Origin of the sequence: Halomicronema hongdechloris C2206, from assembly GCF_002075285.3 — a bacterium.
In the GTDB taxonomy this organism is placed as follows: domain Bacteria; phylum Cyanobacteriota; class Cyanobacteriia; order Phormidesmidales; family Phormidesmidaceae; genus Halomicronema_B; species Halomicronema_B hongdechloris.
The window spans coordinates 2,714,960-2,727,535 of sequence record NZ_CP021983.2 but is presented as its reverse complement, the minus strand read 5'-3'; the positions used below and the strand labels follow the sequence as shown (position 1 = coordinate 2,727,535).

At 51.1% G+C, this 12,576-nt stretch carries 11 protein-coding genes and 1 pseudogene; 4 read left to right on the top strand and 8 right to left on the bottom strand.

Annotation, left to right across the window (positions count from 1 at the left end; genetic code table 11):
* Window positions 1–25: 25 nt before the first annotated feature.
* The 3 genes from XM38_RS25985 (at window position 26) to grxD (ending at window position 1,768) form a co-directional block, all read left to right on the top strand.
* On the top strand, window positions 26–1,069 hold the full coding sequence (locus XM38_RS25985; RefSeq protein WP_187329391.1) for a hypothetical protein: 1,044 nt from the start codon (window positions 26–28) through the stop codon (window positions 1,067–1,069).
* An 85-nt stretch (window positions 1,070–1,154) separates the two neighbouring features.
* Window positions 1,155–1,415: a BolA family protein gene (locus XM38_RS12305; RefSeq protein WP_088430000.1), complete on the top strand. Its 261-nt coding sequence runs from the start codon at window positions 1,155–1,157 to the stop codon at window positions 1,413–1,415.
* A 29-nt stretch (window positions 1,416–1,444) separates the two neighbouring features.
* Window positions 1,445–1,768, top strand: coding sequence for a Grx4 family monothiol glutaredoxin (gene grxD, locus XM38_RS12300; RefSeq protein WP_080812980.1), 324 nt, complete (start codon window positions 1,445–1,447; stop codon window positions 1,766–1,768).
* A gap of 862 nt (window positions 1,769–2,630) precedes the next feature.
* On the opposite strand, the pseudogene XM38_RS12295 reads toward grxD, so the two are convergent.
* The 6 genes and pseudogenes from XM38_RS12295 to XM38_RS12270 form a co-directional block, all read right to left on the bottom strand.
* Window positions 2,631–2,937: pseudogene (locus XM38_RS12295) on the bottom strand (IS6 family transposase); the annotation flags it as partial.
* A 68-nt stretch (window positions 2,938–3,005) separates the two neighbouring features.
* A complete protein-coding gene (gene trpD / locus XM38_RS12290) occupies window positions 3,006–4,097 on the bottom strand; it encodes an anthranilate phosphoribosyltransferase (protein WP_088431663.1) in 1,092 nt (363 codons plus the stop codon).
* 52 nt (window positions 4,098–4,149) lie between these two features.
* Window positions 4,150–5,406 (bottom strand): tryptophan synthase subunit beta, encoded by a 1,257-nt coding sequence (trpB, locus tag XM38_RS12285; protein WP_080812976.1) that lies wholly within the window; start codon window positions 5,404–5,406, stop codon window positions 4,150–4,152.
* Window positions 5,407–5,568: 162 nt separating this feature from the next.
* Complete coding sequence (gene trpA, locus XM38_RS12280; RefSeq protein ID WP_080812974.1) at window positions 5,569–6,390, bottom strand: tryptophan synthase subunit alpha; 822 nt, start codon at window positions 6,388–6,390, stop codon at window positions 5,569–5,571.
* A 67-nt stretch (window positions 6,391–6,457) separates the two neighbouring features.
* The gene (trpC, locus tag XM38_RS12275; RefSeq protein ID WP_088429998.1) at window positions 6,458–7,345 is read right to left on the bottom strand and encodes an indole-3-glycerol phosphate synthase TrpC; all 888 of its coding nucleotides are present in this window, start codon (window positions 7,343–7,345) and stop codon (window positions 6,458–6,460) included.
* Window positions 7,346–7,430: 85 nt separating this feature from the next.
* Window positions 7,431–9,632, bottom strand: a complete 2,202-nt coding sequence (locus XM38_RS12270; protein WP_088429996.1) for an anthranilate synthase — start codon at window positions 9,630–9,632, stop codon at window positions 7,431–7,433.
* Window positions 9,633–9,862: 230 nt separating this feature from the next.
* On the opposite strand from XM38_RS12270, the gene XM38_RS28930 reads away from it, so the two are divergent.
* Window positions 9,863–10,210: a winged helix-turn-helix transcriptional regulator gene (locus tag XM38_RS28930; RefSeq protein WP_080812970.1), complete on the top strand. Its 348-nt coding sequence runs from the start codon at window positions 9,863–9,865 to the stop codon at window positions 10,208–10,210.
* Between the two features lie 250 nt (window positions 10,211–10,460).
* On the opposite strand, the gene XM38_RS12260 is transcribed toward XM38_RS28930, so the two are convergent.
* Together XM38_RS12260 and XM38_RS12255 are read right to left on the bottom strand one after the other, a co-directional pair.
* Window positions 10,461–11,714, bottom strand: coding sequence for a ScyD/ScyE family protein (locus XM38_RS12260; RefSeq protein ID WP_080812968.1), 1,254 nt, complete (start codon window positions 11,712–11,714; stop codon window positions 10,461–10,463).
* 90 nt (window positions 11,715–11,804) lie between these two features.
* The gene (locus XM38_RS12255; protein WP_080812966.1) at window positions 11,805–12,482 is read right to left on the bottom strand and encodes a hypothetical protein; all 678 of its coding nucleotides are present in this window, start codon (window positions 12,480–12,482) and stop codon (window positions 11,805–11,807) included.
* Between the last annotated feature and the right edge of the window lie 94 nt (window positions 12,483–12,576).

The following is a 12,576-nucleotide window of genomic DNA, read 5'->3' as shown; positions in this document are numbered from 1 at the left end:
GAATTATATTTACTTACTGACTGCCATGGCTGGTATTCGCCTGTCTTCAAATCGCAGTCGCCTCTTGGCGGCAGCCACAGCGCTTACAGCTTCCTTGGTGATGGTGGCAGGGGAAGCCCTCGCCCAGGTGCCAGCCGAGCCCACCCCGACGGAAGAGCTCAATCAACTACGCCCCCTAAATCAGTCTTCCAGTGCCCTCAGCATTGCCGCTGCCGATGCGCTATTGAGCCAGGCTCAACAAGCTATGTCCCAGGGCAATCGCCAGCAGGCCAAGGAAAAATTACAGCAGGCCCGGAGTATGTTCAACCAACTCTCCGGTAATTACCAAGAACTGTCCAGCCTCTTCACCGGCATCGATACTCGCCTCTATGAAAGCAATCGGGCCAAGGCTCTAGAGACCGCTCAAAAGCGGGACCAGGCCACCTTTGAGTTGGCAGTGCTCCATCGAGCCGAGCAGGCCCCAGAGCAGGCCATTCCCTTATTCATGGAGGTGCTACGCAGCCAACAGCCGACCCGTCCCTTGGGGCAGCGGGCCTATCAGCAGTTGTATGAATTGGGGTTTGTGAGCCAGCCCTTTAGCCTTGGCAACAATGAGGCCGAGCCAGCTGAAACAACTGCCGATGAGACCGCTAGCGTCAGCGAAACCGGCGACCTCTCTTTGGCGGCGGCGGCGCAAATGCTAGACGAGTCCAGCAGTGCCATCGCTGCTCAGAATTATCCCCAGGCCATCGAAACCTTGCAGCAAGCCCGCGAGACCTTGAACCAGATCTCCACCTTCTATCAAGATCTGGCGGCGATGTTTGTGGGGATCAACGACGACCTGAACGCCTCCCTACGGGACCAAGCTCTAGAAGCAGTGCGCCAACGGGATCAGGCCACCTATCGCTTGGCGTTGATCTATCGCACTCAGAATCAACCGGCTCAGGCCGTGCCTCTGTTGATGTCGATTCTACGTAGCCAGCAACCCACCCGAGAGTTAGGCCAGCAAGCCTATCAGCAGCTATATGAGTTGGGCTTTGTGGAAGAGCCTTTTTCCCGTAGTAGTGCCAGTGTCTCTGGCTCTCGCTGATGCCATCCCCCAACCGGCTGCCCAGTTCGTTAAACTAACTCCTGTGCAGTCCCATTGAGTTGCCCAGCCCATCTCAGAACCATCTATGATTAGCCCCGATCAAGTGGCCACGATGATCAAAGCCGGTCTGCCGGATGCTCAGGTTCAAATCGAGGACTTGACCGGCGGTGGTGATCATTATCAAGTCATTGTTGTGTCCTCTGAGTTTGAAGGACGCTCCCTGGTGCAGCAGCACCAAATGGTGTATCGGGCCGTCCAGGAGGCCATGTCCTCTGAGGCCATTCATGCCTTGGCCCTAAAGACCTACACGCCAACCACCTGGGAAACGGTAGCCCAGGGGTCGTAACTGTCGTTGCCTGTCATTGAGATAAGACCATGACTTCAGAAACCCAAGATCGGATCGAAAGTCTCATCAACTCCAGTAAGATTTTTGTTTTTATGAAGGGCAATAAACTGATGCCCCAGTGTGGTTTCTCGAACAACGTTGTCCAGATTCTGAACATGCTGGGGGCTCCCTACGAGACCTTTGACGTGCTGTCTGATAATGACATCCGTCAAGGCATCAAGGAATACTCCAACTGGCCCACCATTCCCCAAGTGTATGTCAACGGCGAATTTCTAGGCGGCTCTGACATCATGATCGAGCTGTACCAGAATGGCCAGCTACGGGAGATGGTAGAGGTTGCCTTGGCCTCTTAGAGTATTCCATCTAAGCAAGTAGCCTAATCTAGGTTATTTAGTCAGCCCTGGGACGAGTATTTAGCTGGAATACGTTTAGAGCTGAGCCAGATCATCGCTATCTCTCTAGGCATTCCCGGTCGGAGTATCCCTGGCCGGGAATGTGTTTAATACAGATTACGGCGGTTTGGCATCATATCGAGGTGATACGTCCCGACGGATCAGATGCGGTGAACGAACCTGCCATCGGTGATGAGGCTTAGGATGGCGGGATACATTTGAGCTCTGGTGACGCTAAGAGAGGGTCAGACTCCTGATTTGAGCGTGACTCTGTGACGAAGCCTTGCTCTGGCGAGGCTGAGTTAAGTAACCAGGCAACGCTGTAAGGTTGATGGTGGTAATTCATGCACAACGGAAAAGCTTTTCGTCATTCCGGGGCAAGCGCAGCGCCACCCGGAATCCAGGTAGAGGTCTACGCAGTCGGCAAATATTTTTCGGGCGAAGACACCTGGCAACTGGATTCCCGCCGCCGCGAGAATGACGATCATGCAGGTTGCTCAGACAGCCAATTCACCCCGAAAACAAGATGTAGAGTTAGGAGAGTGGTTTGTACCTCCCAGCTTTCCTGACGATGTGTTTTAACCCCTGCCGAGCCCTTCTCACCAGCGTTGTCACCACCTGGCTCGTGGCAGAGACCAGCCTGTGCCTGAGGTCTGCTATGGCTGTTGAAACTGCCCTCCACCGATATCACCATGCCCTGGACCGACTGGAAGTTGTCCCTAGGCATGGTGATATCGCTGACTTACAGGGAATGGGCCAGGTTGAGGAGTCAGCTAGCGCGGATCAAGATTACGGTGCTGGGGGTGGTGGAGTAAGTATCTTTGTCGATGACCTGACTGTCCGCGTCTACAGCTCGCCACAAGTAATACTGCTGGCCCTTAATCGTGATCACGACTTCATCGAGATGCCATTTATCTCTCGATTTGGGGCGACGGCGACGGACCTGGTTCGCATAGACTTGAGCAAACTTTTTGCACCACTTGCGGATCGACTCGTAGGTCACCTCAATGCCGCGATAAAGCGTCATCTTTTCGATATCGCGGTAGCTGAGGGGAAAAGGTGTAGTAAAGCCAGACGCAGTGACTAATGATCGCAATGGGAAATCGGTGATATTTGTAACTGACCGGCATCGGCTTACCCCTGACAGACACCGACAAAGGGCACCACAGCATTCAAGTTGACAATGTCCTCTGTACGTTTATGCCAAAAACTGAGCAAGCTGTTCTAGTTTTTGCCAAGCTGCACCACTCCTCAGAATTGAGTAAGCGACCTGAATTCCTTTCTCAAACGCCTCATGAACAGTGACCCCGGCGATCGCCTCTCCGACGTACAGTGCCATCGCTGCATTGAGGGCCACCACATCTTGCTGTGCCTGAGTGCCTCGACCCTGTAAAACAGCTTTGAGAATGTCTGCATTAGTGCGGATGTCGCCGCCTCGAAGGGCTGCAGTAGGAGCGGCTGCTAACCCCAGATGATCAGGATTGACAGTGGTTACATCAATCTGGTTATCATTCACGATCGCCACATCAGACAGGTCTGCTAAGCCAGCCTCATCCAAGTGCTCTCGTCCGTATACCACCACCCCATGACGGTCACTAGAGCGGGCAATCGCTTCAGCTACAGGCTCAACCAGGGCCGGATCGGACACTCCAATTACCTGTCCTGTGGGCCCTAGAGGATTCAGCAGCGGTCCGAGTACGTTGAAAATGGTCCGAATGCCTAGCGTTTTACGGATAGGAGCCACCGCTTTGAAGGCAGGATGCCAACCAGGTGCAAACAAAAAGGTGATGCCAACTTCATCCAAAGCGGCTTCCACTCTTTGATGGCTAGCGCCTAAATCAATGCGCAGAGCCTCCAATACGTCGGCTGAACCCGCCTTGCTGCTGACGGAGCGGTTACCGTGCTTGGCAACTTTGACGCCAGCCGCGGCTACCACAAAAGCCACCGCCGTTGAAATGTTGAAGGTCGAAGCGCCATCACCGCCCGTACCACAGGTGTCAACAACGGGATGGGTATCTACGCGAGGGTGACTCTGCACGGCTCGCTCTTGCAGCACCTGCACCATTCCCACCAGTTCGCTCGCAGACACGCCCTTCGCTTGAATTGCAGTCAAAATTGCGCCAGAAAGAGCAGGCGAGATAGTTTCCTGCAGCCAGCCTTGCATTAAACTAGCGGCCTGCTCTACCGATAAAGAGCGATGCTCTAACAAGCGGTGCAGGATCTCCTGCCAGGTCTGGAGACTGATGGCAGGTTGAGGCATAGATTGGAGAGAGGTTGTCATCATGGTCATCGGTAAGTAAGGGGGCAGGGAAAAGCGATCGCGTGCTACCGCGATCAAACATTTAGAGACTTGAAAACTCAGTGGCTTGCAGCGCATTCGCCACGGTTTGGACATCTTTATCGCCACGTCCAGAGCAGTTGATCACAATGCGAGGATTGCCGCTGAGCTGCGGACAGAGCGTTTCAAGATAGGCGATCGCGTGAGCTGTTTCTAGTGCCGGAATGATGCCCTCAAGACGAGACAACCGCTGCAGTCCAGCGAGAGCTTCCTCATCTGTGACGCTGTCGTATTCGCCTCGTCCACTCTGCTTGAAATAGCTGTGCTCTGGACCCACGCCAGGATAGTCCAGCCCGGCACTGATGGAATGAGCCTCTAGCACCTGACCATGCTCATCCTGCAACAGGTAGCTCATCGCACCATGCAGCACCCCAATTCGGCCTTGTGTCAGAGTCGCTGCATGCTTGCCGGACAAAACGCCTTGTCCCGCCGCTTCTATCCCCATTAGCCGTACCGAGGGCTCTTCCACAAACGCGTGAAACAGGCCCATAGCGTTGGACCCGCCGCCAACACAGGCCAGCAAGATATTGGGCAAGCCTCCCCACTTTTCCTGGCACTGACGCCGAGTTTCCTGACCAATCACGGCATGAAAATCCCGCACAATCATGGGATAAGGATGGGGACCAGCTACCGAACCCAGAATGTAATGGGTTGTCTCAATATTCGTTACCCAGTCACGAATGGCTTCTGAGGTAGCCTCTTTGAGGGTGCCAGTACCTGCCTCGACTGGCACCACTTCAGCTCCCATCAGCCGCATCCGAAAGACGTTGAGCGCCTGCCGTTGCATATCGTGAACGCCCATATAAATCACACATTGTAGGCCAAAGCGAGCGCATACCGTCGCTGTTGCCACCCCATGCTGCCCGGCTCCAGTTTCGGCAATGATGCGTCGTTTCCCCATGCGCTGAGCCAGTAGCACCTGCCCCAGCGCGTTATTGATTTTGTGAGCGCCCGTATGGTTTAAGTCTTCGCGTTTGAGATAAATCTGGGGTCCTGTTCCGTTAGGTCGTGCATAGTGGGCTGTAAGACGCTCGGCAAAATAGAGGGGATTCGGTCGTCCAACGTAGTCTTTCAATAGCTGCTGTAGCGTCCGCTGAAAGTCTGGATGGGGATAAGCTTCGTGAAAGGCTGCCGCTAACTCGCTAAGGGCTGGCATCAGAGTCTCAGGCACATACTGCCCGCCGAATTCACCAAATCGCCCTGCAACGTTAGGTCGGGCAAGGGACGGTGCGGTTATTGTTCCGTTGGGGGTGCTGACCATAGGAAATACCTCTCTGGTGATGGCGGAAGAAGGAGGGTAACAGTTTTGAGTTTTGAATTCGAATTTCGAAGAATTTTGAATGGCCTAAAAACTCAGCACATCCTAGAGTCAAGAGCTAAGGGGTTTAGGGAGCACCTGGTGAATCGTTTAAATAGGGGAAAGCTAGGACATGGAGACTGCAGTGGCAGAAATGGCTTGTTTGAGATCTTGACAGAGCTGCTCGATTGCCTGCAGTCCGGTTTTAGGAGAGCTGTCTGCAAGACGCTGTACAAAAGCGCTGCCAACAATTACCGCATCCGCCCCCCATGCCTGTAGTTGTCGAGCTTGATCGGGTTGAGAAATGCCAAAGCCGACGCCAATGGGTTTGTCGGTGAAGGTGTGCATTTCTGCTAGTAGCGATTGGAGTCCTGTCTGTAGCTGACTGCGTACTCCAGTGACCCCGGTAACGCTGACCAGGTAAATAAATCCCTGAGATTTTTGAGCGATCGTGCGAAGGCGGATGTGCGAACTGGTTGGAGCCACTAACAGAATCACGGTAACGTCCACGTCCAACACCTTAGCCGCTTCTATTAATCCTTCAGCTTCTTCTATGGGCAGGTCGGGTACTACGAGTCCCTTGGCGCCAGCAGTCGCGATCGCTTGCAGGAAAGGTTGCACACCACGATTAAGGATAAGGTTGTAGTAGGTAAAGAGAATAATGGGAGCCTGAATATCGGAACTGACAGCGCGCACCACATCCAGCACTGCATCCAGATATACCCCTCGCCGTAAGGCGCGAGTAGCAGCTGCTTGGATGACGGAGCCGTCTGCTAACGGATCGGTATAGGGAACGCCCAGCTCGATCAGGTCAGCACCGCTGCGATCTAATCGTTGGATAGCCGCTTGGGTCGTGGCTAAATTGGGATCTCCTGCTGTAATGAAGGGAATCAGCGCACACTGTCGCTGCGCTCGCAATTGGGCAAATCGATTGGTGATCGTGTTCATCAAATCGGCTCTCCATAAACAATTCAACAGTCAGCAGCGATCTGGTCGGATGTGAACAGGCGTACGATTAGGCAACCTGATGGGCTCCGTGCAGCAGGGTTCGGACAGCCGCTTTAATGTCGGGTTGTTTGACTAGGGACTCACCAATCAGGACCGCTTCTGCTCCCGCAGCGGCAACTCGCCGCAAATCTTCGGAGGTTTGTAGTCCTGATTCACTTACGACCAGAATATCTGCAGCTTTAATCTGGTTTGCTCGGGCAGCCAACAGCCGTTCAGTCATGCCAACATCTACGGTGAAGCGGGCTAGATCGCGATTATTGATGCCGATTAGGGTCAGTTGCTGCAAGGAGAGTACACGATCAAGCTCCTCCAAAGTGTGAACCTCGATCAGAGCTTGCATCCCTAGATTGCTCGCCAATGACACAAACTCCTGCAGACGATCATCATCGAGCAGTGCCGCAATCAGCAGCACTGCATCTGCTCTCGCAACTCGCGCTAGATAAATCTGGTAAGGATCAATGATGAACTCCTTACATAGCAGCGGTAGTGCAATGTGCTGTCGCACTCGCCACAGATTCCTGAAGCTACCCTGAAAGAAGGCAGCGTCTGTCAGCACCGACAGGCAGGCAGCACCACCTTGCTCATAGGCCGCCGCGATTGCCACCGGATTGAAGTCGGTTCGTATCACGCCTCGGCTCGGCGACGCTTTTTTGACTTCTGCAATGAGACTCGGTTTAGGATGCTGACGCAACGCAGCACAAAAGTCGTGGCTGGGAGGAGTCGCTGCTGCCCATCGCTGAATGGCTGCAAGCGATTGCTGTCGCTGTAGATGCATCACTTCCTGTCGCTTGTGCCGCACGATGGTTTCGAGGATTGTGCCGGGGGGCTGCGCCGTCGAGGGACTGATCGAGGAAATAGGCAGTAGGGTATTGGAGGTTGAAGAAGGAATATTCATCGCCTCAAGTTTCGATAGTTGCACAGCATGGCGGTCAAAGATGGCAAGGATGACAAGGAACCTGCGTCGTCTATGTAAGGGGCCTTTAGCAAAGCGGAACTAGGTTGGAAGTCGTGGCTGATTTTGCGTAGGTCCGCATCACGTTATAAATAATCGATAAGCCAACACTTTCTGCCAGCGTCATGATGGATTCGGGATGAAACTGTACGGCAGCAATTGGCAGGGTTTTATGCTCTACGGCCATCACCACTCCGTCCTCAGAGATGGCTGTGATGTTCAGCTCCGGCGGCACTTGTTCGGGCATGGCACACAACGAGTGATATCGCCCAGCCACGAAGGTTTGCGGCAATTTCTGAAAGAGGCGAGAGTCAGCAGCTACGACTGAAATTCGGGAGGGTTTACCATGTTGTGGATAAGGTAGCGAACTCAGCTCTCCGCCAAAGGTCTCTACAATTCCTTGTAGACCTAAACAAACTCCAAAAAGCGGAATCTCTCGCTTTAGGCAGGTGCGAATCGTTCGGCTAATGTGAAAATCGCGAGGAGTGCCTGGTCCTGGCGAAAGCACAACCAAGTCAGGCTGTTCCATTTCCCAAACCGAATCGGGGAACCCATGACGCAGTGTCACCACGTGTGCTCCCGTCTGACAAATATAGTTGGCCAGGGTGTGTACAAAAGAATCCTCGTAATCGATTAACAACACCCGTTGTCCAGTCTCGAATGATGCAGCCGTTGGCGGAGTCTGGGGAAAAGGCGATCGCGACTCTTCCGATTGCGCTAACTGAAGCGTTTGCATCATGGCTGCTGCTTTTGTCAGTGTTTCCTCTTCCTCCGTTTCGGGAATTGAATCATAGAGCAAGGTAGCCCCCACCCGTACCTCCGCGATCGTGTCTTTTAGGCAGATGGTTCGTAGAATCAGCCCGGTATTGATATGGCCGTTAAAAGTGAAGCCCCCGACAGCCCCTCCGTACCATCGGCGGGCGCTGCGCTCATGCTGCTCGATAAACTGGATGGCAGCCCGTTTTGGTGCGCCTGTCACTGTCACTGCCCAGGTGTGCGTCAAAAACGCATCGATCGCGTCAAATTCGGGCCGGAGGGTTCCCTCCACATGATCGACAGTATGGATGAGATGGCTATACAGTTCAATCTGTCTCCGGCCAATCACCTGTACTGAACCAGGCTCACAAACCCGTGATTTGTCATTGCGATCAACGTCTGTACACATCGTCAGTTCTGCTTCATCTTTATGAGAATTCAGCAGTTTCAGAACTTGGTAAGCATCTTCGATCGCGTTTTGCCCCCGCCGAATGGTGCCGCTAATGGGACAAGTCTCGACCCGTCGCCCCTCAACTCGCACGAACATTTCTGGCGACGAACCGACAAGATACTCACCACCCAGATTGAAGACAAAGCTGTAGGGACTAGGGTTAATCTGGTGCAGCGTCTGAAATAGCTGACTAGGAGCCGTTTGACAGTGCCTAAAAAAGCTCTGACTAGGCACAACTTCAAACAAATCCCCGCGCCGAAAGTAGTCGAGGGCATGTCTTACGAGATCAGCATACTCCCCAGGTTCATGATCAGACTGACGGGTAGGCATTAATTGCTGTCCCCGAAAGTCAATAACTTCGCCATCCCGAGGTAATCCGTGGGTGCTGCCAAACTCAGTTGCAAATTCGTACTGTACCTTGAAGGCTCGTTGAGCGTAGTAATCAACGAGCCAGAAATCATCCGGCAGATAAAGGATTAAATCCCGCTGATTCTCTTTGCGATCGCACTGCTGAGTGAGCGATTCAAATTGAAAAATGATGTCGTAACCCACCGCACCATAGAGCCCCAGATAGCAATCTTCTTCACTGTGAAAGGCATCCAACACATAGCGAATGAGTGTGAATATAGAAGGCTGACGGCTACGCTCCTCTTCTTGAAATGGCCGCTCCTCGAACTGGATGGTGCCCTTAATCCAACGCTGACTGCGAGTGAGATAGCGTAATTCGGGTTTCCGACAGAGGTGTAGCGCCAGATAAGACACTAGAACTTGCCCGCGCTCATTGAGCGCTATAATGGCGAATGTGTTGCCCCGCGAGGAAATTTCTAAGGGAGGATTGACAAACCCAATCGCCCACCGTTTGTAACGTCCTGGGAATTCATAGCTACTCTTTAGGAGGCCGCCCCGATACTGATCGAGCTGCGATAGTAGGCCGTCGAGGGCAGTTGCCAGAAGCAGTTCTTGAGTGCAGCGCCGCACTTGAGCATTTCCCCTAACTTGATAGCTGTAAGATTCTTGAAGCATATAGATCTCCTTCGTCAATGATGGGGCCTTTTGACAAGCAAAATCGGCGTGCTTATGAGCTTGTGCGCAGTCCTGAAATAACAAAAACAACCAGTACAGGACATTCAACCAGGTCTTTTCAGTAAAATCTCTAAATTTGAGACTTTAATGACTTAGACAGTTAATCTGTAGTAGGGAGTGATTTCTGCATCGCTGGATCCGATGTCAAAATTAGCTAGGAGCTAGTAACCGTGGAAGCAGAGCGAACTAAACAAAAACCGTGTCCTGTGAAAGTGACCGTTGACTTGATCTCTGGGAAATGGAAACCAAATATTTTGTATTGCCTACTTGACAGAACACAGCGATTTGGTGAACTCCAAAGACAAATTCCGGGTATTAGCCGCCGTATTCTAACGCTTCAACTTAGAGAACTAGAACGGGATCAGCTGATTATACGAATGGCTTATTCAGAGCCTATCAAAGTGGAATATGCCCTTACCGAATATGGCAGAAGCTTAGTACCGATATTGCTGACAATGCGAGATTGGGGAGAAGTCTATCTAGCTAGACATGAGCAGCAACCTGTATTTATGTCATAAGCTCAGATATCTGGTTCGCTATTTTCAGCAATTACAAGCTACAGGTGAACTGACAAATTTTGACATCAAAAATATCTGGGCAATCGAGAGCGCTCCATATTAGAAGTAGTTAAAGACATTGCGAGTACGGCAACTAAAATGCAAGTAGAAGCGTACTGAACAAATATTAGCCCATACATATAGAAGTTCAGCTTTGACAAAAAGCTGCCAAACTTCAGCAGCAATGTCCAGTACGCTCCTTTATAGAAGGCTAGGCCGTTTCTAAGGGCGTCCACTTCCGTCGCTTCAGCAAGATTCCTCCAGTCATTCCTACACTCAATACTGCCAAAGCCGAAGAGGGCTCTGGTACAGATGCTGCAGCATCAACTCGAACCACCTGTCCGGTGCCTACCGTAGTTCCAAAATTCGAAATATAGACCGCATCATCAGGGCCAACCGTAATACCGCCGGGTCCTACAAGCCCTTCGTTGGGGCCAATAACGGTGCTGCGATTGCCATCCGCAGCCACCTTGAATAGGGCACCTGTAAACTCTTGGTCGGAACCGTCGGTTGGAATCGGTGCATCAGGATTGACCGAAAACTCTAGGACATAGAGGTTCTCTTTGCTGTCGAAGTCGAGGCCGATGATTTGTGTAAATCCCTCCGCGAACACTTCAGGTTCGCCGCCTGGGAGCAATCTCAGCACTCGGGCACTACCCGGTGGTGAGAAGTTGCCAGTCAGTTCACCAATATAGAAAGCGCCATCTGGTCCTACAGCAACGGAAGTCGGCACGCGCTCAAAATCAGTTCCTTCAATCATTTCAGGTGGAAACACAGCGTTGAGCGCGACATTACCGTCAAGATCCGCAGAGTAAAAATTATTACCTCCGGGATCAGCAATATAGAACGTTTCTCCTATAATCTCTAAATCAAATGGATTGTTGAGAAACGCCCCATCATCGGGATTATCTAACTCCTCAAACTCCACTAAATCAATTGAAAATTCGCCGCGCTGCCAAGAGTCATCCTCATTAATATTGAAGGCAGTTAATGAGCCTAGATCATCACCACCCACTGCCGAAAGAGCGTCTTGCTGATCCGTCGTTGTGGCATAGCCAAACAGCACATAGGGATTACCATTTTGATCGAACTCGATATCATGAGCTCCTGTTGCAGGTAGCAAAGCTCCTGCCTGTTCTGGAGGGGTCGCGCCTTCTGGGATTAATGCTAGCGATGGTAAATCTGTTAAAACACGTTCTTGAACCCCATCCCGAACACGAGTAATTGATCCAGACAATCCAAAGGTTTGAATTGAATTTAACTCTGGTGCAGGGACAACAATACCATTCCCGCCAACACCCGCTTCAGCAATATACAAACCACCATTAGGTCCAAATGTAATGCCTCTCGGATTATTCAAATTACTGGCAATGGTAGTCAGGCTAGCCGCCTGTGCAGCACCAGAAAAACACATCAGGGTTGAGGCTACGCTTAGAAATAGTGTTACCGAGCACTGATTACCCATTATTTCCCTCAAAGTTTCACTGAAATACCGTCCACGTTATCGTCAAAGCTCAAATTCAACAGCAAATAAGTTTCTGAATGGAGAGATCCATTAAACAGAAACAGAAAGGTTTTCCACTAAAGTGGCATTGAAGTGATCGAACAAAATAGAGAAAGCATGATAAACCCGATCAATCAGGCTATAAACGATCCTCTTTTTGTCTTCCGTCAGCCACATTCGGTTTAAACAGTTCTCCATATCATGATCTAGAGAATCGTGGCTTTCCTCGGCGTTTAAGTGATGATTTGAGAAATACATCAAGTCTTTAGAGACTTTAAGCCGTTCTGAAAAGTCAGCAACTTGACTAAAAAAAACCTGTGCTGCTGACTCGATTGTGAGTAGTAGCGCAATCCGCTCGTGATCACTTTGAGCTTCAAAGACTTGTGCGAGGACAAAATAAGTGGCATCGCGAGTAGGCGTATGTGTCTGACTATAGAGTGTGCGAAGTCTAGGTTCCGCGATTTGCATTACTGCTAAGTCATGCAAGAACCATTCTTCATGACCGGCATCTTCTGTTTGATGACATCGCAAGAGGCGACTCAGTTTTTTATCTTGTACTTGCTCAATATTAAGCCTTAACAAATCCTGAAAAGACATTACCCAAAAGGACAATTGCGCTGCCACTAAAGCTAATTGACTTAAGGAATCAACAGATTTTAGGTTTCTGAAGAATGAGTGTTGCCTGAATTTGTTTTCTTTCGATTCAAGATATTCATAGAGAGTATTCATTGAAATTCCTGTCGAGTAAAAAGCAGTAGGTGGATCGGAAAGACTCATCTTTTTCTAGTCCTTTCAACAAATTTCTTACTCGGAAGATTTGAGA

Excerpts from the sequence above, each read along its gene's own strand:
- XM38_RS25985 (WP_187329391.1), top strand. The coding sequence starts at position 26 with ATGGCTGGTATTCGCCTGTCTTCAAATCGCAGTCGCCTCTTGGCGGCA.
- trpD (WP_088431663.1), bottom strand. The coding sequence starts at position 4,097 with ATGACCATGATGACAACCTCTCTCCAATCTATGCCTCAACCTGCCATC.
- XM38_RS12270 (WP_088429996.1), bottom strand. The coding sequence starts at position 9,632 with ATGCTTCAAGAATCTTACAGCTATCAAGTTAGGGGAAATGCTCAAGTG.
- XM38_RS12305 (WP_088430000.1), top strand. The coding sequence starts at position 1,155 with ATGATTAGCCCCGATCAAGTGGCCACGATGATCAAAGCCGGTCTGCCG.
- trpC (WP_088429998.1), bottom strand. The coding sequence starts at position 7,345 with ATGAATATTCCTTCTTCAACCTCCAATACCCTACTGCCTATTTCCTCG.
- trpB (WP_080812976.1), bottom strand. The coding sequence starts at position 5,406 with ATGGTCAGCACCCCCAACGGAACAATAACCGCACCGTCCCTTGCCCGA.
- XM38_RS12260 (WP_080812968.1), bottom strand. The coding sequence starts at position 11,714 with ATGGGTAATCAGTGCTCGGTAACACTATTTCTAAGCGTAGCCTCAACC.
- trpA (WP_080812974.1), bottom strand. The coding sequence starts at position 6,390 with ATGAACACGATCACCAATCGATTTGCCCAATTGCGAGCGCAGCGACAG.
- XM38_RS12255 (WP_080812966.1), bottom strand. The coding sequence starts at position 12,482 with ATGAATACTCTCTATGAATATCTTGAATCGAAAGAAAACAAATTCAGG.
- grxD (WP_080812980.1), top strand. The coding sequence starts at position 1,445 with ATGACTTCAGAAACCCAAGATCGGATCGAAAGTCTCATCAACTCCAGT.